Source organism: Streptomyces sp. CB02400, from assembly GCF_001905725.1.
GTDB lineage: Bacteria > Actinomycetota > Actinomycetes > Streptomycetales > Streptomycetaceae > Streptomyces > Streptomyces atrovirens.
In genome coordinates this window covers 893,788-916,610 of record NZ_LIWB01000001.1, presented here as the reverse complement: position 1 = coordinate 916,610, position 22,823 = coordinate 893,788, and the positions used below count along the sequence as shown (strand labels likewise).

General features: G+C 71.4%; 19 protein-coding genes. 14 read left to right on the top strand and 5 right to left on the bottom strand.

The genetic code is table 11. The features are described 5' to 3' along the window. Nucleotides 1–175: 175 nt before the first annotated feature. From AMK33_RS03935 to pssA, 9 genes are all read left to right on the top strand, one after another. Entirely contained in the window at nucleotides 176–1,981 is a 1,806-nt protein-coding gene (locus tag AMK33_RS03935) for a 3-hydroxyacyl-CoA dehydrogenase family protein (RefSeq protein ID WP_073931236.1), read from the top strand. 163 nt (nucleotides 1,982–2,144) lie between these two features. Next, the gene (locus AMK33_RS03930) at nucleotides 2,145–2,957 is read left to right on the top strand and encodes a TetR family transcriptional regulator (protein ID WP_073931520.1); all 813 of its coding nucleotides are present in this window, start codon (nucleotides 2,145–2,147) and stop codon (nucleotides 2,955–2,957) included. A gap of 381 nt (nucleotides 2,958–3,338) precedes the next feature. Continuing rightward, nucleotides 3,339–4,682 carry a crotonyl-CoA carboxylase/reductase gene (ccrA, locus tag AMK33_RS03925; RefSeq protein ID WP_073931235.1) on the top strand — a complete coding sequence of 448 codons (1,344 nt, stop codon included), beginning with the start codon at nucleotides 3,339–3,341 and terminating at the stop codon, nucleotides 4,680–4,682. A 7-nt stretch (nucleotides 4,683–4,689) separates the two neighbouring features. Next, on the top strand, nucleotides 4,690–6,717 hold the full coding sequence (locus AMK33_RS03920; protein ID WP_073931234.1) for a protein meaA: 2,028 nt from the start codon (nucleotides 4,690–4,692) through the stop codon (nucleotides 6,715–6,717). Continuing rightward, the gene (locus AMK33_RS03915) at nucleotides 6,714–7,730 is read left to right on the top strand and encodes an HpcH/HpaI aldolase/citrate lyase family protein (protein ID WP_073931233.1); all 1,017 of its coding nucleotides are present in this window, start codon (nucleotides 6,714–6,716) and stop codon (nucleotides 7,728–7,730) included. Before AMK33_RS03920 ends, AMK33_RS03915 begins: the two co-directional genes overlap by 4 nt. 5 nt (nucleotides 7,731–7,735) lie before the next feature. Next, nucleotides 7,736–8,248: a MaoC family dehydratase gene (locus AMK33_RS03910; RefSeq protein WP_073931232.1), complete on the top strand. Its 513-nt coding sequence runs from the start codon at nucleotides 7,736–7,738 to the stop codon at nucleotides 8,246–8,248. Beyond that, nucleotides 8,248–9,453: an acyl-CoA dehydrogenase family protein gene (locus AMK33_RS03905; RefSeq protein ID WP_073931231.1), complete on the top strand. Its 1,206-nt coding sequence runs from the start codon at nucleotides 8,248–8,250 to the stop codon at nucleotides 9,451–9,453. The genes AMK33_RS03910 and AMK33_RS03905 overlap by 1 nt, the downstream gene beginning before the upstream one ends. Nucleotides 9,454–9,623: 170 nt before the next feature. Further along, nucleotides 9,624–10,280 (top strand): phosphatidylserine decarboxylase, encoded by a 657-nt coding sequence (locus tag AMK33_RS03900; protein WP_073931230.1) that lies wholly within the window; start codon nucleotides 9,624–9,626, stop codon nucleotides 10,278–10,280. Nucleotides 10,281–10,302: 22 nt separating this feature from the next. Further along, the gene (pssA, locus tag AMK33_RS03895) at nucleotides 10,303–11,121 is read left to right on the top strand and encodes a CDP-diacylglycerol--serine O-phosphatidyltransferase (protein ID WP_073931229.1); all 819 of its coding nucleotides are present in this window, start codon (nucleotides 10,303–10,305) and stop codon (nucleotides 11,119–11,121) included. 231 nt (nucleotides 11,122–11,352) lie between these two features. Here pssA and AMK33_RS03890 read toward each other — a convergent pair whose 3' ends face one another. Beyond that, nucleotides 11,353–12,528, bottom strand: coding sequence for a glycerate kinase (locus AMK33_RS03890; protein WP_073931228.1), 1,176 nt, complete (start codon nucleotides 12,526–12,528; stop codon nucleotides 11,353–11,355). 149 nt (nucleotides 12,529–12,677) lie between these two features. Between AMK33_RS03890 and AMK33_RS03885 the strand changes: the two genes are divergently transcribed. The 4 genes from AMK33_RS03885 to AMK33_RS03870 all read left to right on the top strand — a co-directional run bounded on the left by AMK33_RS03885 (nucleotide 12,678) and on the right by AMK33_RS03870 (nucleotide 17,487). Next, on the top strand, nucleotides 12,678–13,751 hold the full coding sequence (locus AMK33_RS03885) for an ADP-ribosylglycohydrolase family protein (RefSeq protein ID WP_073931519.1): 1,074 nt from the start codon (nucleotides 12,678–12,680) through the stop codon (nucleotides 13,749–13,751). Between the two features lie 125 nt (nucleotides 13,752–13,876). Continuing rightward, a complete protein-coding gene (locus tag AMK33_RS03880; protein ID WP_073931227.1) occupies nucleotides 13,877–14,380 on the top strand; it encodes an NUDIX domain-containing protein in 504 nt (167 codons plus the stop codon). A gap of 61 nt (nucleotides 14,381–14,441) precedes the next feature. Beyond that, on the top strand, nucleotides 14,442–15,218 hold the full coding sequence (locus AMK33_RS03875; RefSeq protein WP_073931226.1) for an SIR2 family NAD-dependent protein deacylase: 777 nt from the start codon (nucleotides 14,442–14,444) through the stop codon (nucleotides 15,216–15,218). A gap of 148 nt (nucleotides 15,219–15,366) precedes the next feature. Beyond that, nucleotides 15,367–17,487 carry a LamG domain-containing protein gene (locus AMK33_RS03870; protein WP_073931225.1) on the top strand — a complete coding sequence of 707 codons (2,121 nt, stop codon included), beginning with the start codon at nucleotides 15,367–15,369 and terminating at the stop codon, nucleotides 17,485–17,487. Between the two features lie 45 nt (nucleotides 17,488–17,532). Here the strand turns inward: AMK33_RS03870 and AMK33_RS03865 are convergent, their stop codons facing one another. From AMK33_RS03865 to AMK33_RS03855, 3 genes are read right to left on the bottom strand one after another with little or no spacing between them, the layout of a single operon-like run. Beyond that, on the bottom strand, nucleotides 17,533–18,030 hold the full coding sequence (locus AMK33_RS03865) for a methylated-DNA--[protein]-cysteine S-methyltransferase (protein WP_073931224.1): 498 nt from the start codon (nucleotides 18,028–18,030) through the stop codon (nucleotides 17,533–17,535). Between the two features lie 22 nt (nucleotides 18,031–18,052). Continuing rightward, nucleotides 18,053–19,534, bottom strand: a complete 1,482-nt coding sequence (locus tag AMK33_RS03860; protein ID WP_327378352.1) for an AlkA N-terminal domain-containing protein — start codon at nucleotides 19,532–19,534, stop codon at nucleotides 18,053–18,055. A gap of 56 nt (nucleotides 19,535–19,590) precedes the next feature. Next, on the bottom strand, nucleotides 19,591–21,510 hold the full coding sequence (locus AMK33_RS03855; protein ID WP_073931517.1) for a heavy metal translocating P-type ATPase: 1,920 nt from the start codon (nucleotides 21,508–21,510) through the stop codon (nucleotides 19,591–19,593). A gap of 67 nt (nucleotides 21,511–21,577) precedes the next feature. Between AMK33_RS03855 and AMK33_RS03850 the strand changes: the two genes are divergently transcribed. Further along, on the top strand, nucleotides 21,578–21,937 hold the full coding sequence (locus AMK33_RS03850; RefSeq protein WP_073931223.1) for an ArsR/SmtB family transcription factor: 360 nt from the start codon (nucleotides 21,578–21,580) through the stop codon (nucleotides 21,935–21,937). On the opposite strand, the gene AMK33_RS03845 is transcribed toward AMK33_RS03850, so the two are convergent. Continuing rightward, nucleotides 21,918–22,772: a DUF72 domain-containing protein gene (locus tag AMK33_RS03845; RefSeq protein WP_073931222.1), complete on the bottom strand. Its 855-nt coding sequence runs from the start codon at nucleotides 22,770–22,772 to the stop codon at nucleotides 21,918–21,920. The two genes, AMK33_RS03850 and AMK33_RS03845, sit on opposite strands and share 20 nt — an antisense overlap. Nucleotides 22,773–22,823 lie beyond the last annotated feature (51 nt).

The window sequence follows — 22,823 nt, the reverse complement described above, 5'->3', positions numbered from 1 at the left end:
CCGCAGTACGGCTCGGCCCCGGGACAGGGCCGGTCGGATCGACCGTCGTTCACCGACGGCGCCGGGCGTGTGCGCTCGCAGCCCGGCCCACACCCGCATCCCGCACGCACCCGGTGCGCCCTTCGGCGCACCCGGGCGTGTTTCCCGTCGTCACCCTCATTCCTGGAGTCCCGCGATGGCCGCTCCCCTCTCCGACACCCCTCTGTCCCCGCTCCGGACCGTCGCCGTGGTCGGCCTCGGCACGATGGGCACCGGCATCGCCGAGGTCCTGGCCGGCGCCGGCCGCGACGTCATAGGCATCGACATCAGCGAGGCACAGGCGGCGAAGTGCGTCGCCGCCCTGGAGGCCTCCACCGCCCGCGCCGTGCAGCGCGGCCGGCTGACCGAGGAGCAGCGCGCGGACCTCCTCGCCCGTGTGACCACCTCCACCGACCTCGCGGCGGCGGCCGGCGCCGATCTGGTGATCGAGGTGGCCCCTGAGTCGTACGGGATCAAGCAGCAGATCCTCCGTGAACTCGACGGGATCGTGCGGCCGGAGACCGTTCTGGCGACCGGCACCAACGCGCTGTCCGTCACGCGTCTCGCCGCCGACTCGTCCCGCCCCGAGCGGGTGCTGGGCATGCACTTCTTCAACCCGGCGCCGGCGATGAAGCTGGTGGAGGTCGTGTCCAGCGTGCTGACCGCGCCCGCGGCCGTCACCGCGGTCACCAACCTCGCGCTGGACCTGGGCAAGGAGCCCGTGGCCGTCGGTGACCGGCCCGGATTCGTCGCCGACGGGCTGCTGTTCGGCTACCTCAACCAGGCCGCCGCGATGTACGAGGCGAACTACGCCTCCCGCGAGGACATCGACGCCGCGATGAAGCTGGGCTGCGGTCTGCCCATGGGCCCGCTGGCGCTGCTCGACCTGATCGGCGTCGACACGGCGCGCACGGTCCTGGAGGCCATGTACGCCGAGTCCCGTGACCGGCTGCACGCGCCGGCCCCGATCCTCAAGCAGCTCAGCGAGGCGGGCCTGACGGGCCGCAAGGCGGGGCGCGGTTTCTACACGTACGAGGCACCCCACAGCAAAACCGTCGTGCGTGATGCCCTCACCCCGCTCGGAGACGTCTTCGCGGCCCCCGGCCGTACGGTGCGTTCGGTGGGTGTCGCGGGCTCGGGCACCATGGCCTCCGGTATCGCCGAGGTCTTCGCCAAGGCCGGCTACGAGGTGGTCCTGGCCGCCCGCAGCGAGGAGAAGGCGCAAGGCGCCAAGGCCCGGATCGGGAAGTCCCTGGCGCGCTCCGTCGACAAGGGGCGGATGACCGCCGAGGCCGCCGCCCAGACCCTGGAGCGGGTGCGTCCGACGGGCACCTACGACGACTTCGCCGACGTCGATCTCGCGGTCGAGGCGGTCGCCGAGGACCTGGAGGTCAAGCGGCAGCTCTTCGCGACGCTGGACAAGGTCTGCAAGCCGGGCGCGGTCCTCGCCACCACCACGTCCTCCCTCCCGGTCGTGGCCTGCGCCCGCGCCACCTCGCGCCCGCAGGACGTGATCGGCATGCACTTCTTCAACCCCGCGCCGGCGATGAAGCTGGTCGAGGTGGTGCGTACGGTGCTGACCGCCGACGACGTGCACGCCACCGTGCGCGAGGTGTGCGGCACGATCCGCAAGCACGCCGTGGACTGCGGTGACCGGGCCGGGTTCATCGTGAACGCGCTGCTGTTCCCGTACCTCAACAACGCGATCAAGATGGTGCAGGAGCACTACGCGTCCCTCGACGACATCGACGCCGCGATGAAGCTGGGCGGTGGCTACCCGATGGGTCCGTTCGAGCTGCTGGACGTCGTCGGGCTCGATGTCTCGCTCGCGATCGAGAAGGTGCTGCACCGCGAGTTCCGCGATCCGGGTCTCGCGCCGGCGCCGCTGCTGGAGCACCTGGTGGCCGCGGGCTGCCTCGGCCGCAAGACCGGCCGTGGCTTCCGCGAATATGCCAAGCGCTGAGCCGCGCCCCGGCGACCGGTTCGAGGGTGGCGCGGAGTGGGGCGGACTGCTCGACCCCGACCGGTTCCCGCCACCGGCCCACAGTGCCCCTCCCCCGCCCGCCGAGGGCGGGGGAACCCCCGGTCATGCGCACCGAGCTGCGCACATGCAGTACGTTCAGGGCATGTCCCAGCCCGCCAAGTCCGTACGTACACCCGCCACGACCGAGCCGCCGGAAAGCGCCGCAGGCTCTCGCGCCGCCGCCCAGCGGCTCAAAATGCGCCGGGAACTGGCGGCCGCCGCGATGGAGCTGTTCGCGACCAAGGGGTACGAGGCCACCACCGTCGACGAGATCGCGGCCGCCGCCGGGGTCGCCCGCCGCACCTTCTTCCGCCACTTCCGTTCCAAGGAGGAGGCGATCTTCCCCGACCACGACGACACCCTGGTCCGCGCCGAGGCGGTGCTCAACGCCGCCCCCGCGCACGAGCATCCGCTCGACACGGTGTGCCGTGGCATCAAGGAGGTCATGAAGATGTACGCGGCGCGGCCGGAGATCTCGGTCGCCCGCTACAGGCTGACGCGCGAGGTGCCCACCCTGCGCGAGGCGGAGATCGCGTCGGTGGCCCGCTACGAGCGCCTCTTCACCCGCTATCTGCTCGGCCACTTCGACGAGCACGCGCACGACGACGACGCCAACGACGACCCGCTGCTGGCGGAGGTCGCCGCGTCCGCCGTGGTCACCGCGCACAACCACGTGCTGCGGCGCTGGCTGCGGGCCGACGGCCAGGGCGATGTCGAGGCCCAGCTCGACCACGCCTTCGCGATCGTCCGCAAGACCTTCGGCAGCGGGATCATGGCGGGCCGGCGCACCGCGCCGCCGAAGCCGCCCGCCTCCTCGGCGTCCACGCACGGCGAGGTCCTGGTGACGGTCGCGCATGTGGACGCCCCGCTGGACGAGGTGATGCGGACCATCGAGCAGGCGCTCAAGGAGCGCTGAACAGCCCCTCACCGCTGTGATGACGGCCACCCCACGGGGTGGCCGTTTTGCCATGTCAGAGGCCCTTTTCATACGCGTTTCAGGGAGCGTTCGATCGATCATCGCTCATCTGATGCGTAAAGATTTCACCTGAGCCCAGGTTCTGACACTCAGTGCCTTGCGGGCTGACACGGCGTGCCATACGTTGAAGGAGTCCGGGCGAGTCCCGGCGGGCCCACCGCCCGCACGTCCGGACGCCTGCGTCACAGGCAACCTCCCGCGCACACCAAGCGCTGCCGAAGCACCACCGCCGAACCGACGGCACCCCCTCAACCCTCAGCAGCACACCGACGTAACCCTCAGCGCCCCTCCCTCAGGGCGCTCATCGCCGGAGGCAACACCGTGACCGTGAAGGACATCCTGGCCGCGATCCAGTCGCCCGACTCCACGTCGGAGGACTTCGCCGCCCTGCCGCTCCCCGAGTCGTACCGCGCGATCACCGTGCACAAGGACGAGACGGAGATGTTCGCGGGCCTCGAGACCCGCGACAAGGACCCCCGCAAGTCGATCCACCTCGACGAGGTGCCGCTGCCCGAACTGGGCCCGGGCGAGGCCCTGGTGGCCGTCATGGCCTCCTCGGTCAACTACAACTCGGTATGGACCTCGATCTTCGAGCCGCTGTCGACGTTCGGCTTCCTGGAGCGTTACGGCCGGCTCAGCGAGCTCACCAAGCGCCACGACCTGCCGTACCACATCATCGGCTCCGACCTCGCGGGCGTCGTGCTGCGCACCGGCCCCGGCGTCAACGCCTGGCGGCCCGGTGACGAGGTCGTCGCCCACTGCCTCTCCGTCGAGCTGGAGTCGTCCGACGGCCACAACGACACGATGCTCGACCCCGAGCAGCGCATCTGGGGCTTCGAGACGAACTTCGGCGGGCTCGCCGAGATCGCGCTGGTGAAGTCCAACCAGCTGATGCCGAAGCCGGACCACCTGAGCTGGGAGGAGGCCGCCGCTCCGGGTCTGGTCAACTCCACCGCGTACCGGCAGCTCGTGTCCCGCAACGGCGCCGGCATGAAGCAGGGCGACAACGTCCTCATCTGGGGCGCGAGCGGCGGACTCGGCTCGTACGCCACCCAGTTCGCGCTGGCCGGCGGCGCCAACCCGATCTGCGTCGTCTCCAGCGAGCAGAAGGCGGACATCTGCCGGTCGATGGGCGCCGAGGCGATCATCGACCGCAGCGCCGAGGGCTACAAGTTCTGGAAGGACGAGTCCACCCAGGACCCGAAGGAGTGGAAGCGCTTCGGCAAGCGCATCCGCGAGTTCACCGGCGGCGAGGACATCGACATCGTCTTCGAGCACCCCGGCCGGGAGACCTTCGGCGCGAGCGTCTACGTCACCCGCAAGGGCGGCACCATCACCACCTGCGCCTCGACCTCGGGCTACATGCACGAGTACGACAACCGCTACCTGTGGATGTCGCTGAAGCGCATCATCGGCTCGCACTTCGCCAACTACCGCGAGGCATGGGAGGCCAACCGGCTGATCGCGAAGGGCAGGATCCACCCGACCCTGTCGAAGGTGTACTCCCTGGAGGACACCGGCCAGGCCGCCCACGACGTGCACCGCAACGCGCACCAGGGCAAGGTCGGCGTGCTGTGCATGGCACCCGAGGAGGGCCTGGGCGTGCGCGACCACGAGAAGCGCGCGAAGCACATCGACGCCATCAACCGCTTCCGGAACATCTGAGGTCCACATGAGTGAGCGTCAGAAGGACCGGCCATGGCTCATGCGGACCTACGCCGGCCACTCCACGGCCGAGGCGTCCAACGAGCTGTACCGGCGCAACCTCGCCAAGGGCCAGACCGGTCTGTCGGTCGCCTTCGACCTGCCGACGCAGACCGGCTACGACTCCGACCACGTCCTCGCCCGCGGCGAGGTCGGCCGGGTCGGCGTGCCGGTCGCGCACCTCGGTGACATGCGCCGGCTGTTCCAGGACATCCCCCTGGAGCAGATGAACACCTCGATGACGATCAACGCCACCGCCATGTGGCTGCTGGCGCTCTACCAGGTCGTCGCCGAGGAGCAGGGCGCGGACATCACCAAGCTCCAGGGCACGACCCAGAACGACATCGTGAAGGAGTACCTGTCCCGGGGGACGCACGTCTTCCCGCCGGGCCCGTCGCTCCGCCTCACGACGGACATGATCGCGTACACGGTCTCCCACATCCCGAAGTGGAACCCGATCAACATCTGCAGCTACCACCTGCAGGAGGCCGGGGCCACGCCGGTGCAGGAGATCGCGTACGCGATGTCCACCGCGATCGCCGTGCTCGACGCGGTGCGCGACAGCGGCCAGGTGCCGCGGGAGCGCATGGGTGACGTGGTCGGCCGTATCTCCTTCTTCGTGAACGCGGGCGTGCGCTTCGTCGAGGAGATGTGCAAGATGCGCGCGTTCGGCCGCATCTGGGACCAGGTCACCCGCGAGCGGTACGGCATCGAGAACCCCAAGCACCGCCGCTTCCGCTACGGCGTCCAGGTCAACTCGCTCGGACTGACCGAGGCGCAGCCGGAGAACAACGTCCAGCGGATCGTCCTGGAGATGCTGGCCGTCACCCTCTCCAAGGACGCACGCGCGCGTGCCGTGCAGTTGCCGGCCTGGAACGAGGCCCTGGGCCTGCCCCGCCCCTGGGACCAGCAGTGGTCGCTGCGCATCCAGCAGGTGCTGGCGTACGAGAGCGATCTGCTGGAGTACGACGACATCTTCGAGGGCTCGAAGGTGATCGAGGCGAAGGTGGAGCAACTGGTCGCGGACTCGCTCGCGGAGATGGGGCGGATCGAGGAGATGGGCGGCGCGATGGCCGCCGTCGAGTCCGGCTACCTCAAGTCCCAGCTGGTCTCCTCGCACGCCGAGCGGCGGGCCCGGATCGAGTCCGGCGTGGAGAAGATCATCGGTGTCAACGCCTTCGAGGGCACCGAGCCGAACCCGCTGACCGCCGACCTGGACACCGCGATCCAGACGGTCGACCCGGCGGTGGAGGCCCGTGTCATCGCCTCGCTGCGGAACTGGCGCGACACGCGCTACCAGCCGCCCTTCAACCACCCGCGCCCCTGCAAGGCGCTGGAGAAGCTGAAGGAGGCCGCGCGCGGCACCGCCAACCTCATGGAGGCCACCCTGGAGTGCGCCCGCGCCGGCGCCACGACCGGCGAGTGGGCGGGGGCGCTGCGCGAGGTGTTCGGGGAGTTCCGGGCGCCGACCGGTGTCTCGTCCGCCCCGGTGGCGGTCGCCGCCGAGGAGGGCTCGGCCCTGTCGGAGGTGCGCCGCAAGGTGGACCTGACGGCCGAGGACCTCGGCGTGGGCAAGCTGCGCTTCCTGGTCGGCAAGCCGGGCCTGGACGGGCACTCCAACGGCGCCGAGCAGATCGCCGTACGGGCCCGTGACGCCGGGTTCGAGGTGGTCTACCAGGGCATCCGGCTCACCCCGGAGCAGATCGTGGACGCCGCCCTCGCCGAGGACGTGCACGCGGTCGGCCTGTCCATCCTCTCCGGCTCCCACGCCCGGCTCGTGCCGGACGTGCTCGAACGGCTCCGTGTGGCCGGTGCCACAGATATACCGGTGATCGCCGGTGGCATCATCCCGAACGGTGACGCCGAACAGCTGCGGGCCGCCGGAGTGGCCGCGGTCTTCACCCCGAAGGACTTCGACATCACCGGGATCATCGGCCGCATCGTCGACGAGATCCGCAAAGCGAACAAGCTCGACCCCCTGGAGGTCCCCGCATGACCGCCCACCCGTCGCCCGCCACCACCCTTCCAGCGGGCGGCTCCACCGCGCCCCTTTCTTTTAACCGCCTTCGCCCCCGGCGTTCCTGCCTGGCGGTACCGGGCTCGAACCCGCGCTTCCTGGAGAAGGCCCAGGGCCTCCCCGCCGACCAGGTCTTCCTCGACCTGGAGGACGCCTGCGCGCCGCTCGCCAAGCCCGAGGCGCGGCACACCATCGTGAAGTTCCTCAACGAGGGCGACTGGACCGGCAAGACCCGCGTCGTGCGCGTCAACGACTGGACGACGGAGTGGACGTACCGGGACGTCGTGACGGTCGTCGAGGGCGCCGGCCAGAACCTCGACTGCATCATGCTGCCGAAGGTGCAGGACGCCCAGCAGGTGGTGGCCCTCGACCTGCTCCTCACCCAGATCGAGAAGACGATGGGCTTCGAGGTCGGCCGGATCGGCATCGAGGCGCAGATCGAGAACGCGCAGGGCCTGAACAACGTCAACGAGATCGCGCAGGCCTCCCCGCGCGTCGAGACCATCATCTTCGGCCCGGCCGACTTCATGGCGTCCATCAACATGAAGTCGCTGGTCGTGGGCGAGCAGCCGCCCGGCTACCCGGCGGACGCCTACCACTACATCCTGATGAAGATCCTGATGGCCGCCCGCGCCAACAACCTCCAGGCGATCGACGGCCCCTACCTCCAGATCCGCAACGTGGACGGCTACCGCGAGGTCGCGCGGCGCGCCGCCGCCCTCGGCTTCGACGGCAAGTGGGTGCTGCACCCGGGCCAGGTCGAGGCGTCCAACGAGATCTTCTCGCCGTCGCAGGAGGACTACGACCACGCCGAGCTGATCCTGGACGCGTACGACTACTACACGTCCGAGGCCGGCGGCAAGAAGGGCTCCGCGATGCTCGGCGACGAGATGATCGACGAGGCCAGCCGCAAGATGGCGCTGGTCGTCTCCGGCAAGGGACGCGCCGCCGGCATGCAGCGCACCAGCAAGTTCGAGATCCCGGAGGCGTGACGGCGATGCAGTTCGGACGCACCTACGAGGAGTTCGAGGTCGGGGCGGTGTACAAGCACTGGCCGGGCAAGACGGTCACCGAGTACGACGACCACCTGTTCTGTCTCCTCACCATGAACCACCACCCGCTCCACATGGACACGAACTACGCCGAGAAGACGACGGACTTCGGCAAGAACGTGGTGGTCGGGAACTACATCTACTCGCTCCTGCTCGGCATGTCCGTCCCGGACATCAGCGGCAAGGCGATCGCCAACCTGGAGATCGAGTCGCTGAAGCACGTGGCGCCGACCTTCCACGGCGACACGGTCTACGGCCAGACGACGGTGCTCGACAAGTGGCCGTCGAAGTCGAAGAACGACCGCGGGATCGTGTACGTCGAGACCAAGGGCTACAAGCAGGACGGAACCCTGGTCTGCGTGTTCCGCCGCAAGGTGATGGTGCCGACCGAGACGTACATCAAGGAGCGCGGCGGCGAGCAGCCCGGCCGCCCGGAGCTGAAGCAGCAGGAGAAGTGATGGCGCGCCTCGCCCAGACCGCCGGTCTGACCGACGTCCAGCAGGAGATCCTGACCACCGTCCGCGACTTCGTGGACAAGGAGATCATCCCGGTCGCGACCGAGCTGGAGCACCGCGACGAGTACCCGCAGCAGATCGTCGACGGCCTGAAGGAACTCGGCCTGTTCGGTCTGATGATTCCCGAGGAGTACGGGGGTCTGGGCGAGTCGCTCCTCACCTACGCGCTGTGCGTGGAGGAGATCGCCCGCGGCTGGATGTCGGTGTCCGGCATCATCAACACCCACTTCATCGTGGCGTACATGCTCAAGCAGCACGGCACGCAGGAGCAGAAGGACCACTTCCTGCCGAGGATGGCGGCCGGCGACATCCGCGGCGCCTTCTCGATGTCGGAGCCGGGGCTCGGCTCGGACGTGTCGGCGATCACGTCGAAGGCGGTGAAGGACGGTGACTCGTACGTCCTGAGCGGCCAGAAGATGTGGCTGACGAACGGCGGCACGTCGTCGCTGGTGGCCGTTCTGGTGCGGAGTGACGAGGGTCACCCCGAGGGCACGGCGCCGCACAGGTCGATGACGACCTTCCTGGTGGAGAAGGAGCCGGGCTTCGGCGAGGTCCGCCCCGGCCTGACCATCCCCGGCAAGATCGACAAGATGGGCTACAAGGGCGTCGACACGACCGAGCTCGTCATGGACGACCTGCGGATTCCCGCCGACCGGGTGCTCGGCGGGGTCACCGGCCGAGGTTTTTACCAAATGATGGACGGTGTCGAGGTCGGCCGTGTCAATGTGGCGGCGCGTGGCTGCGGGGTCGCTCAGCGTGCCTTCGAGCTCGGTGTCCGGTACGCCCAGCAGCGTCACACTTTCGGCAAGCCGATCGCCCAGCACCAGGCCATCCAGTTCAAGCTGGCGGAGATGGCTACCAAGGTGGAGGCCGCGCATGCGATGATGGTGAACGCGGCACGCAAAAAGGACTCGGGGGAACGAAACGACCTTGAAGCAGGGATGGCGAAGTACCTCGCCTCCGAATACTGCAAGGAGGTCGTGGAGGACGCCTTCCGGATCCACGGCGGCTACGGCTTCTCCAAGGAGTACGAGATCGAGCGTCTCTACCGGGAGGCGCCGATGCTGCTGATCGGTGAAGGCACCGCCGAGATCCAGAAAATGATCATCGGCCGCCGACTGCTCGAAGAGTATCGATTCCAGGGTTAGATGTCCGGATACGGGGTGTTTTCTTGGAGAAGAGGATCACACCCCGTATGCACTCTTCGGCCGTCGACTCGGCTGACTGGCTTACCCAGTTACGGCCCGGAGCCGCTACGATCGCCGGAAAGCCGCCGTCCCCCGCAAGTGCGCGGCATCATCCGCTACGAAGGTCATCCATGCCCCACAGCCAAACCTCTGCACACCGCGACAGCCTCGCCGGCGTACGCCTCGCGCGCGGAGCATCGCCGTGGCTTCTGCCGACCGTCGCCACCGCAGCCGTCAGTCTGCTCCGCTCCCGCCGCTCGGGTGCCGCCAAGGCCGTCGCCGTCCCCGCCACCGCCCTGGCGGCGGGGATGCTGTGGTTCTTCCGCGACCCCGAGCGCGAGATCGCCCAGGGCAGGGTCATCTCGCCCGCCGACGGCGTGGTGCAGAGCATCATGCCGTGGAAGGACGGCCGCACCCGCGTCGCGATCTTCATGAGCCCGCTCAACGTCCACGTGAACCGGGCTCCGCTGTCCGGCACGGTGACGTCGGTCGAGCACATCCCCGGTGGCTTCGTTCCCGCCTTCAACAAGGAGAGCGAGAACAACGAGCGCGTCGTGTGGCACTTCGACACCGAGCTCGGCGACATCGAGATGATCCAGATCGCCGGCGCGGTGGCCCGCCGTATCGTCCCCTACGTCCCGCAGGGCACCAAGGTCGAGCAGGGTGAGCGCATCGGTCTGATCCGGTTCGGCTCGCGCGTCGACATCTACCTGCCCGAGGGCGTGGAGGTGGCCGTCGAGGTCGGTCAGAAGACCGTGGCTGGGGTGACTCGCATTGACCGTGGTTGATCCCGAAACACAGGCCGGCTGGGTGCCGGAGGCCGACGAGGCGGACGACGAGGAGGAGATGCCCCTCTCGCTCCGGCTGTCGATAGCGGACACCCTCACCCTGGGCAACGCCACCTGTGGCTTCATGGCGGTGTACTTCACCACCACCGGCATCCTGATCCCGCACCTCCAGGGCAGCCAGGAGACGGGCATGGCCCGCCACAGCGCGGCCACGGCCGTCATCCTGATGCTGTGCGCGGCGGTCTTCGACCTGTTCGACGGCCTGGTGGCGCGCAAGCTGCGCTCCTCGCCGATGGGCGCGGAGCTGGACAACCTGTCCGACCTGATCAGCTTCGGGCTGGCGCCGGCGTACTTCGTCCTGGTCTACGGCATGGTCGCGGACGACGCGCACCAGAGAGTGGCCGCGGTCGGGGCGATCGTGGTGCTGCTGGCGGTGGTGCTGAGGCTGGCGCGGTTCTCCTGCGTCACGGTGAAGGACGGCACCTTCCAGGGCATGCCGTCGCCGTTCGGCGCGCTGACGGTCGTCTCGATCGTGCTGCTGGAGCTGCCGTTCGTGGCGACGCTGATGGCGATCATCGGTACGGCGTGGCTGATGGTGAGCCGGGTGGAGTACCCGAAGCCGCGGGGCCGCCTCGCGGTGGCCATGCTGTCGTGGATCGTGCTGTCGATGGGGCTGCTGGCGGGGTGGGCGTTCGACGCGCCGAGCGGGCAGCTGCTGTTGCAGACGGGGTGTGCGTTGCAGCTGGTGATGGGGGCGGTGATTCCGTTGTTCGCCACGGCTCGCCGTGTGAACAACTTCCGCGACAACCGTCGTGAGGCGCGGGCGGCGCAGTTGCCGTGACGCGGTGCGTTGTGCTTGGGCCCCGGACCCGGATGGGTTCGGGGCCCGTTTGTTTCGCCCCCGCCGCCCCTTCCCGTTCCCGTCCCCCGGGGGCGCTGCCCCCTGACCCCCGCTCCTCAAACGCCGGAGGGGCTGGATGTCAGCCTCTCCGGCGTTTGAGGAGCGGGGTCTGGGGCGGAGCCCCAAGTTCGGGACGGGAAGGGGCGGCGGGGGCGAGAGAAAGCCCCGGCCTCAGCTCAGGAAGTCCCGCGCGATGCGTTCCGCCGTACGTTCCAGGATCGGCCCCGCATCGGCGATGCACGCAGCGACATCCGGCTCGAGATCGGTCAGCGCGTACGCCCGCCGAATCCCCGCCCGCCCCAGCACCTCCGGCGGCAACGCCAACCGCCCGCACACCGCGACAACCTCCTTGTCCGCCGCCCGCGCCGCAGCGGCGACACCCGCGGGAGCCTTCCCGTGCAGCGTCTGCTCGTCCAGCGACCCCTCCCCCGTGATCACCAGATCCGCCCGCTCCAGCGCCGGCGCGAACCCGAGCACATCCAGCATGACCTCGATGCCCGGCCGGAACGCCGCGCCCAGCAGCAGCGCGCCGTAGCCGATACCGCCCGCCGCCCCCGCCCCCGGCGAGGCGGCGTACCCGGCGGCCTTCGGCCCGATGGCGTCCTCCAGCACCTTCGCGAAGTGCGCGAGCGCCGCGTCCAGCGTCTCCACGTCCTCCGGCGAGGCCCCCTTCTGCGGGCCGTACACCGCCGGTGCCCCCTTGGGCCCGGTCAGCGGATTGTCGACGTCACTCGCGAGCACGAACTCCACCGACGCCAGCCGCGGGTCCAGCCCGGACAGATCGGCGGACGCCAGCTCGGCCAGCCCCCCGCCGCCCGGCGCCACCGGCTCACCGCCCGCCGTCACGAACCGCGCGCCCAGCGCCGACAGCATGCCCGCACCGCCGTCGGTGGTGGCACTGCCGCCCACCCCGAACACGATGCTCCGCGCCCCCGCGTCCAGCGCGGCCCGCAGCAGCTCGCCGGAGCCGTACGTCGACGCCGTGAGCGGCGCGAAGACACCGGCCGGCAGCCGCTGCAGCCCGCTCGCCTCCGCCATCTCCACGACGGCCGTGTCACCGCGCAGCGCGTACGCCGCGGTCACCTCGTCCCCGAGGGGACCGGTGACCCGTACCTCCCGCCGTTCGAACCCGGCCGCGACCGCCGCGGCCACGGTGCCGTCGCCGCCGTCGGCCACCGGCAGCGCCTCGACCTCCAGGTCCGGTACGACCCTGCGCAGCCCGGCCGTCACCCGCTCGGCGACCTCGACGGCCGTCAGCGACCCCTTGAACTTGTCCGCGGCGACGAGCACCCGCTGTGCCGACCGTGTCGTACGAGTGCCGCTCCCTGCAGCGTCCGCCACTTGCATTCCCCTCGTTCTCCGGGCCTCGCGCGCGTGTCAAGGCCAAGTCGCGCCGCTGTGACCTTAACCGGCGGGCACAGTGGCCGCCATGCCCTGCCCAGCCCGTGGAACGGCCCGGAATCGGGTAGACCGGTCCCATGACCGCCACGACCGCCATGACCGCTGTGGGCCCGGAGCCGGGACTCGCCGACCGCATCCTCGGAGGCTGGCTGGGCCGGATCGCGGGCAACATGCTCGGCAAACCGGTGGAGCAGGGCGAGGTGTGGACCCGCGAACGCATCGACCGCTACCTCCGCCGGACGGACGCCCTCCCCCTCACCGACTACCTCCCCGAGCCGCTGAGCGAGAGCGAGGGCCTCGACCTGCGCCCCGAATGGCGGTCCTGCGTCCGCGGCCGCGTCCACGGGAGCTGCCGCGACGACGACATCGACTACGCGATCCTCGGCCTGGACCTGCTGGAGACCCACGGCTTCGCCTTCAGCACCGAACAGGTCGGCGACCTGTGGCTGCTGCGGCTGCCGTACCTCCAGACCTTCACGGCGGAACGGGCCGCCTACCGCAACCTCGCGAACGGCCTCAAACCCCCGCTCACGGCCACCTACGACAACCCCTACCAGGAGTGGATCGGCGCCCTCATCCGCGCCGACATCCACGGCTGGACCTCCCCCGGCGCCCCGCGCCGCGCCGCCGACCTGGCCCGCAGGGACGCGGTGCTCTCCCACACCGGCAACGGCGTGTACGGCGCGATGTGGGCGGCGGCGCTGATCTCGGCGGCGTTCACGGCGCCCACCGTGCGGCACGCGGTGGACGAGGCGCTGACGGTGATCCCGGCGAGCAGCCGCCTGGCCCGTACCGTGCGCCGGGTGGCCTCCCTGCACGAGGCCGGGCTGGCCTGGGAGGACACGCTCACCACGCTCACGGAGGAGACGGCGGGCCTCGGCTGGATCCACACGATCCCGAACGCGGCCGTCCTCACCGCCGGCCTGCTGTACGGCGACGGCGACTTCACCCGGACCATCGCCCTGACCGTACGCGGCGGCCTGGACACCGACTCCAACGGCGCGACGGCGGGCTCGGTGGCGGGCGTCCTGTGCGGCGCCTCAGCCGTCCCCGACCAGTGGAAGGACCCCCTCCAGGACACGGTCCGCAGCGCCGTCTTCGGCTTCGACGGGGTCCGCATCAGCGAACTGGCGGAACGCACGCTGCGCCTGGCGCGGGCCGGGACCTGACCCCGCCCGTGCCCCGGAGCGCGCGCCGTTCCGTGTCGATCATGGGACCGCGTGTGCCGCCGTGCGCCCGGCCGGGGCGCCCGCCGGCGCCGGGCGCGGGTCTCGCACCGCCGTACCCTTCCCCCATGACCACCACTCAGCCCGTCCAGGACTACGCCTCCTACATCGCCTCCCTCCCCCGTGTCCTCGCCGGCGCCGCCGCTCTCTTCCGGGACGAGGAGGGGAGGGTGCTGCTCGTCGAGCCGAACTACCGGGAGGGGTGGGCGCTGCCCGGCGGGACGATCGAGTCGGACGACGGGGAGAGCCCGCGGGAGGGGGCGCGGCGGGAGACGGCCGAGGAGATCGGGCTGGACCGGGAGCTGGGACGGCTGCTGACGGTGGACTGGGTGCGGGGGCCGGGGCGGCCGCCGGTGGTGGCGTATCTGTACGACGGTGGCGTGCTCGGCGCGGACGACTTCGCGGCGATCCGGCTCCAGGAGTCGGAGCTGCTGTCCTGGCGGCTGGTGCCGCGCGGGGAACTGGCCGAGTACCTCCACGGTTCCCTGGGGCGCCGGGTGTCGGCCGCACTGGACGTCCTCGCCGACGGTTCGGGCACCGCGGAGATGGAGGACGGGTACCGGGTGCTCTGAGCCCGCACCCGGCGTTTTATCCGCTCGCCGCACCGGCGCCCCGCGGCCTACCCTCGGCCGCATGAGCAAGCCCCTCGTCGCCCTCCTCACCGGTGCCGGTGTCAGCACGGACTCCGGTATCCCGGACTACCGCGGACCGAACGGACTGTGGCGCCGCGATCCCGAGGCCGAGAAGCTGGTGACGTACGAGTACTACATGGGCGACCCGGAGATCCGCCGCCGCTCCTGGCGGATGCGGCGCGAGAACTTCACGTCCGCCGTCGAGCCGAACGTCGCGCACCGCGCCGTGGTCGAGCTGGAGCGCTCCGGGGTGCCGGTGCGGGTGATCACGCAGAACGTGGACGGGCTGCACCAGCTCGCCGGCATGCCGGACCGCAAGGTGCTCGAACTCCACGGCACCGTACGGAGCGTGGTGTGCACCAAGTGTCATGCGCGGGGTTCGATGGCGGACGCCCTGGCCCGGGTCGAGGCCGGTGAGGACGATCCGCCGTGTCTGGGGTGCGGCGGCGTCCTCAAGCCGGCGACGGTGATGTTCGGCGAGCACCTCGATCCCGTGGTGCTGGGCGAGGCGGCGGCGATCAGCAAGGCGTGCACCGTCTTCATCGCGGTGGGCACCAGTCTCCAGGTCCACCCCGCCGCCGGGCTCGCGGACGTGGCCGCCGGCCACGGGGCCCGCCTGATCATCGTCAACGCGGAGCCGACCCCGTACGACGATCTCGCCGACGAGGTGATCCGCGAGCCGATCGGCACCTCGCTGCCCGGACTGCTGCGCCGGATCGCCGGCCGGCACTCCGTGCCGTCGACTTCTCCGGCTCCGATTGCCCGAAAATCGTTCTGAACACGTTCGAAGATCGCTCTATAGTCGTGCGGGCCGGGACTGATGGTGAGTATGACAGCTGTGGGTCTCCGGGTGGTCCTGCGCGAGCCGAGGACGGCGGAACGTCCCCGTGCAGGACCGGACAACACCACACAGGGGGCCCCACCGCATGAACCCGCGTTCCGGCTGGCGAGCCAGAACCACCGCAGCAGCCACAGGACTGGCAGCCGTACTGCTCGCCGCCACCCCGGGCGTCGCCACGGCGGCCGGCGAGAACCTTCCCCCGCTTCAGCCGAAGATCGACGCTCTCACCATCAACTGGAACAAGGCCTGCTCCTACGAGCCCGTCTACGTACCCGTCGCACCCGAACTCCGGGCCGTCGTCGAGGACCCGACGCAGGACAACGAGGACTGGGAGACCAACGCGGCCGGCGCCCAGTTCGAGGCTTGGTGGACCGACGCCGACGGAGTCGTACAGCGCCGCACCCACACCTCCGCCACGGTGCACTCACCCATCACCCAACTGTGGCGGACCCCTGACGACCTCCCGGCCGACACCGTCGTTTCCTGGCACGTCCGGGCCGTCGACGACGAGGCGGCGACCTCCGCCTGGAGCGACGAGGCCCCCGGCGTCACCTGCCGGTTCATCATCGACACGGTCAACCCCGAGCCTGCGACGGTCGTCTCGGAGCAGTACCCGGACGACGACAGCGGCTGGCACGACGGCGTCGGCGTCTACGGCAGTTTCACGTTCGACTCCCCGTCCGAGGACGTCGTCGAGTACGTCTACACGATCCTCGGCTCCACGCCCAAGCGGGTCCGGCCCGAGGAGCCGGGCGGACCGGTCACCGTCCGGTGGATGCCGGAGGCCGGCGGCCCCTACTACCTCCAGGTCCGCGCCGTCGACCGGGCCGGGCGGTCCAGCTCCGAGACGACTCACCACATGCGGGTCGCCGAGGGCCGTGCCCCCGTGGCCCACTGGACGCTCGCCGACCCCGCCGGAGCCGACAGCGCCGCCGCGGAGGCCGGCCCCGTGGCCCGTGCCGGGGACGGTGTCGTCTTCGGTGCCCCCGCTCCCTCCCGCACCGATCTCGCCTCCACCGTCACCCTCGACGGCCGGGGCAACAGCTACCTCACCCCGGACGCCCCCGCGACGGACACCACCAACGCCTTCGCCCTGTCCGCCTGGGTCCGCCCCGCCGCCACCGGCACCCCGATGACGGTGGCCAGCCAGGACGCCGACGACGACACCTCGGCCTTCGCCCTCGGACTGCGCCCGGCCGAGGGCTCGTCGGCCACCTGGGCCTTCCGCTACGGCACCACCACCCTCACCGGCGGCCGCGCCTCCGTCGGCGGGTGGGCCCATCTGACCGGCCTGTACGACAGGGAGGACAACACCCTGCGCCTGTACGTCAATGGCAAGGAGGTCGCCTCCGAGTCAGGCGTCGCCCCGGTGACCGCCCCCGGCGCCTTCCAGATCGGCCGCGCCCGCGGCGATGGGGGTGCGCGCTGGCAGGGCGAGGTCGGCGACGTCCGCGTCTGGGACCGGGTCGTGCCCCGCAAGGAGATCGAGCTGCTGGGTTCCCGCCCCGCCGAACTGCTCGCCGCCTGGGACATCGAGCGGACCGATGACGGTGTGATCCTCGACCGGAAGGGCGACGAGCCGCTCACCCTGCACGGCGGCGCCGGCTTCTACACCCCCGACTTCGAGTCCTGCCTCGAAGACCCCGAGTGCGTCGAGTTCCCGGCGGACGCCCTCGACGGAAGCGACCACCTGGCCCTGGACGGCACGGACGACTACGCCGCCGCCGGCAGCCCCGTCGTCGACACGGCCGACAGCTTCAGCGTCGGCCTGCGGGTCCGCTTCGCCGACACCACGCCCGACCGGCCGATGACCGTCCTGTCCCAGGGCGACGCCGACAGCGACGCCTTCAAGGTCCGCTACGACCCGGCCGCGTCCGAGTGGCAGCTGGTCGTCACCGACGGCAGCGATCCGGGTGCCGCGGAGACCGTTGTCGCGGGGCCGGGCGCTCCCACGTCCTACTCCGACGAAGTGGTCGTGGTGTACGACGACTCCGAGGGCCGCATCACCCTGTACATCGGGGGCGAGGCCGTGGCCACCACGGAGTTCAACGCCGCCTGGAGCGCCCCCGGCCCGTTTCAGATCGGCCGCGGCCACACCGCAGACGGCGGCTGGGGCGAGTACTTCCACGGCGGGGCGGACACCGTCCGGGTCTTCAGCGGCGCGCTCACCGCGTCCCAGGTGAACTCGTTCGCCTACCTGTACTGAGCCGCGCGGTAGGGCCTGTCGTGGTGGTGAGCTCCCACAGGGAGCTCACCAGCTCGAACCGGCGCCGGACGGCTCCCCGCGTTCGAAGTCCAGCAGGCGCTGCTTCCGTTCCAGGCCGCCGCCGTATCCGGTGAGGCCGCCGCCCGCGCCGATGACGCGGTGGCAGGGGACGATGATGCCGACCGGGTTGCGGCCGTTGGCGAGGCCGACCGCGCGGGAGGCCTTGGAGTTGCCGAGGGCGTCGGCGAGTTGGCCGTAGGTGCGGGTCTCGCCGTACGGGATGCGGGTCAGCCGGTCCCAGACGCGGCGCTGGAACGGGGTGCCGTGCAGGCGCAGTTCGAGGGTGAACTCCTTCAACTCGCCCGCGAAGTACGCCGAGAGCTGCTCCCGCGCCTCGGCGAAGGGGGTGTCGTCGGGGACGCCGAAGGTCTCCTCGGGTGGGCGGTGGCGCTGGTCGGTCATGTAGAGGCCGCACAGGACGCCGTCGTCGGCGACGAGCGTCAGCGGGCCGTAGGGGCTGTCGGTCACGGTGTGCTGCTTCATCGGCTGGGAGTCCCTGGTCTCTTTACACCGGCAGGAAGTTGATGGGGTGGCCGTCCGTCGCCCACAGGTACTGGACCGCGTACGCCCGCCAGGGCCGCCAGGCCGCCGCGCGGGCGGTGAGGGCGGCCGGGGTGGAGGGCAGGCCCAGTTCGCGGGCGGCGCGGCGGATGCCGAGGTCGGTGGGGAGGAAGGCGTCGGGGTCGCCGAGCGCCCGCATGGCGATGACGTCGGCCGTCCAGGGGCCGAAGCCGGGGAGGGCGAGGAGTTTCGCGCGGGTCTCGGGCCAGTCGCTCTCGGCGCCCAGGTGGAGGTCGCCGTCGGCGAGTCGGCGTACCAAGGTCGTGAAGGTCGTACGGCGGGTGCGGGGCATGGCGAGGGTGTCGGGGTCGAGCCCGGCCAGTGCCTCGGGGGACGGGAAGAGATGGGTGAGGCCGCCCTCGGGGTCGTCCACGGGTGTGCCGTGCGCGGTGACCAGGCGGGCCGCGTGGGTGCGGGCGGCGGCCGTGGAGACCTGCTGGCCGAGGACGGCCCGGACGGCGAACTCGGCCGCGTCGACCGTGCGCGGCACGCGGCGGCCGGGTGCCTTGTCGACGAGGGGCGCGAGGACCGGGTCCGCGCGCAGTTGCTCGTCGACGGCGACCGGGTCGGCGTCCAGGTCGAGCAGGCGGCGGCAGCGGCTGATGGCGACGGTGAGGTCGCGGGGGTCGCCGAGGGTGAGGCGGCAGGCGATGTGGTCGGGGTGCGGGGTGAGCGCCACGATGCCGTGCCCGTACGGCAGTCGCAGCGTGCGCCGGTAGGCGCCGTCCCGCCACTCCTCCACACCGGGTACGGCGGTGGCGGCGAGGTGGCCGAAGAGGTTGTCGGGGTTGAGCGGGGCCCGGAACGGCAGGCGCAACGACAGCACTCCGGGGGTGGCGCGGGAGGTGTTCTTCGGTGCCCGGGTGCGCAGTTCGCTCGGGGCGAGTGCGTAGACCTCGCGGACGGTGTCGTTGAAGGTGCGGATGGAGGAGAAGCCGGCCGCGAAGGCGATCTCCGCCATCGGCAGTGCCGTGGTCTCGATGAGCAGCCGCGCGGTCTGGGCGCGCTGGGCGCGGGCGAGCGCGAGGGGGCCCGCGCCCAGCTCGGCGAGCAGTTGGCGTTCGACCTGCCGGGTGCTGTAGCCGAGCCGGGTGGCGAGACCGGGGACGCCTTCGCGGTCCACGACGCCGTCGGCGATCAGGCGCATGGCGCGGGCCACCGCGTCGGCCCGCTGGTTCCACTCCGGTGAGCCGGGGCTGGTGTCGGGCCGGCAGCGTTTGCAGGCCCGGAACCCGGCCTGCTGGCAGGCCGCCGCGCTCGGGTGGAAGACCATGTTCTCGGCCTTGGGCGGGACCACCGGGCAACTGGGCCGGCAGTAGATGCCGGTGGTCAGGACGGCAGTGAAGAACCAGCCGTCGAAGCGCGCGTCCTTCGACCGCACGGCGCGCACGCAGCGCTCGGTGTCGGTGTGCATCCCCTTCTGCATGTCTCAAGGATCGGGCACGGCCGGCGTCCCGGTCTGGCGGGAATCCGACATCGACGTCACGTGTCCTGGGGCTGTCCGGATCGCCACGCCGACTCGCGGAGCAGCCGCAGCCCGTTCAGGCCGACCAGCACGGTGGAGCCCTCGTGTCCTGCGACGCCGAGCGGGAGGGGGAGGTGGCCGATGAGGTCCCACAGGACGAGGGCGGTGATGGCCGTGCCCGCGATGACGAGGTTCTGCTGCACGAGCCGGCGGGCGGTGCGGGAGAGCCGTACGACCGCGGGGACGGCGGCGAGTTCGTCGCGTACGACGACCGCGTCCGCCGTCTCCAGGGCGAGGTCGGAGCCCGCGCGGCCCATCGCGATGCCGGCGTGGGCGGCGGCGAGGGCGGGCGCGTCGTTGACGCCGTCGCCGACGAACAGCACCTTGCGGCCGGCCGTCCGGAGGTCCCGTACGGCGTTGACCTTGTCCTCGGGGAGGAGTCCTGCGCGGATGTCCGTGAGGCCGGTCGCGCCGGCGACGCGGGCGGCGGCGTGGGTGTTGTCGCCGGTGAGGAGGGTGGGTGCGGTGCCGGTGAGGGCCGTGAGGGCGGAGGTGGCGGCCGGGGCGTCGGGGCGGAGGCGGTCGGTGAGGGTGAGGGTGCCGACGGGGGTGCCGTCGCGGGTGACGCGGACGACGGTCCCGCCGTGCTCCGCCTCCGCCGGGTCGGCGCGTCCGACGGTCACCACGGTCCCGTTCACCGTGGCGGTGATGCCGTGGCCGGGTGCGGCGGTGAAGTCCGTGGCGGGGGCGAGGAGCAGGCCGCGGGTGCGGGCGGCGGCCACCACGGCGCGGGCCAGCGGGTGCTCACTGGGGTGCTCGGCCGAGGCGGCCAGGGCGAGGAGGGCGTCCTCGTCGAGGCCGGAGCCGGGCAGCGGGCGTACGGCGGTCACCTCGGGGGTGCCTTCGGTGAGGGTGCCGGTCTTGTCGAGGGCGGCGGTGTCGATCTCGCCGAGGCGTTCCATGGCGACCGCCGACTTGACGAGGACGCCGTGGCGACCCGCGTTGGCGATGGCGGAGAGCAGGGGCGGCATGGTGGCGAGGACGACCGCGCACGGCGAGGCGACGATCATGAAGGTCATCGCCCTCAGCAGGGCGTCGGTGAGGTTCTCGCCGAAGGCGAGCGGGATGCCGAACACGGCTAGGGTGGCGACGACCACGCCGACCGCGTACCGCTGTTCGATCTTCTCGATGAAGAGCTGGGTCGGCGCCTTGGTGCGGGAGGCCTCCTCGACCAGGGTCACGATGCGGGCGATGACCGAGTCGGCGGGGTCGCGGCCGACCCGGACGCGCAGGGCGCCGGTGCCGTTGAGGGTGCCGGCGAAGACGTCGTCGCCGGGGCGTTTGACGACCGGCAGGGACTCGCCGGTGACGGTGGCCTGGTCGGCCTCGCTGACGCCGTCCAGGACGGTCCCGTCGGCGCCGATGCGCTCTCCGGGGCGGACCAGGACGAGGTCACCGACGGCGAGTTCGGCGGTGGGCACGGTCTCCTCGCCTCGCCCGGTCACGCGGGTCGCCGTCGTGGGCGCGAGGTCGAGCAGACCGCGTACGGAGTCGGCGGTGCGGGCGGTGGCCAGGGCCTCCAGGGCGCCGGAGGTGGCGAAGATGACGATGAGCAGGGCACCGTCGAGGACCTGTCCGATCGCGGCGGCGCCCAGCGCGGCGACGATCATCAGCAGGTCGACGTCGAGGGTCTTGTCGCGCAGTGCGCGCAGCCCTTCGAGGGCCGGTTCCCAGCCGCCGCACACATAGGCGACGGCGTACAGGGTCCCGCCGGCCCAGCCCGGCGCACCGCCGAGGTCGGCGGCGAGCCCGGCCAGGAAGGCGACGAGTGAGGCGAGCGCCCACCGGGCTTCGGGGAGGGCGAGGACACGCGTACGGCGGCGCGGCGTCGGGACACCGACGGACGGCCGGGGCGCGGGGGCGAGAGTCACGGACACCCGGCCACCATACAGGAACACATGAAGACTCGTTCATGCGTTCATATGCGATGAGTAGGATGTCCGCATGGGTCATGGAGCCGTCACCTCGCAGGAGGACGCCGAGCGGGTGCGCCTGGACGCGGACAACGTCGCGAAGGTCGCCACCACGCTCCAGGCCCTGTCCACCCCCTCCCGGCTGCTGATCCTCGCCCGGCTGCGCGAGGGCCCGCTCCCGGCCACGGAGCTGGCGGCGGAGGTGGGCATGGAGCAGTCGGCCTGCTCGCACCAGTTGCGGCTGCTGCGCAACCTGGGCCTGGTGGTCGGCGAGCGCCGGGGGCGTTCCGTGGTGTACGCGCTGCACGACGACCATGTCGCCGGGCTGCTCGACCAGGCCGTCTACCACGTGGAGCACCTGCGGCTGGGGATCAGCGACGCGGCGGGATGAGCAGCCCCCGCATGGTCTCGGCGGCGCGTACGGCGGCGTCCGCGCAGCAGTTGTTGAACAGCACGTGCAGTTCGTCCGTCCGCTCCGCCGCGCGCCGCAGCCGGGGGACCCAGGCGGCGAGTTCGGTCACGTCGTAGTCGTGGCGGAAGCGGTCCTCCTTGCTGCCCCTCCCCCAGGCCCTGCTGCGCCCGTGGAACCGTACGACGGCGAGGGCGGGGCGGCTGACGGGCGCGACGGGCGGCAGGGAGCCGGTGAGCCCCTGGGCCATGTCCACGCCGACGGCCGTCGCGCCCAGTCCGGAGAGCAGCGCGAGGGTGTCCTCGGCCTGCCCCGCCTCCCACCATCCCGGATGCCGGAACTCGACGGCGAGCGGCCAGCCGGCCGTGCGCCGCGCGCACTCCTCCAGTGTCCGCTCGGCCTGGGCCCCGGGCGCGAACCGGGGCGGGAACTGGAACAGTACGGCGCCCAGCCGCCCGGCCTCGCGCAGCGGCCCGACGGCCTCCGCGAACCTCCCCCACACCTCGTCCAGCAGGGCGCCGTCCACCGGCCGGTTGCGCAGGTCGGCGGGGAGCGCCTCCGGCCGGGTGGGGTGGCCGGTCAGCAGTGAGAACGCCTTGACGTCGAAGCGGAAGCCGTCCGGTGTGCGCTCCACCCACAGCTCGCTGTTGCGGCGGCTGGGCAGCGCGTAGTAACCGGAGTCCACCTCGACGACGGGCAGCCTGGAGGCGTAGTGCCGCAGCCGCCCCTCGGCGTCCCGCCTGCCGCGCGGATACCACCCGCTCGTCACGAGCCGGCGGTCCGTCCACGAACAGGCCCCGACCAGAATGTCACCCATGGGAGCCCGGGTACCCCGGGCTCCCGCGCGTGTGTCCCCCTGTCGCGCGCG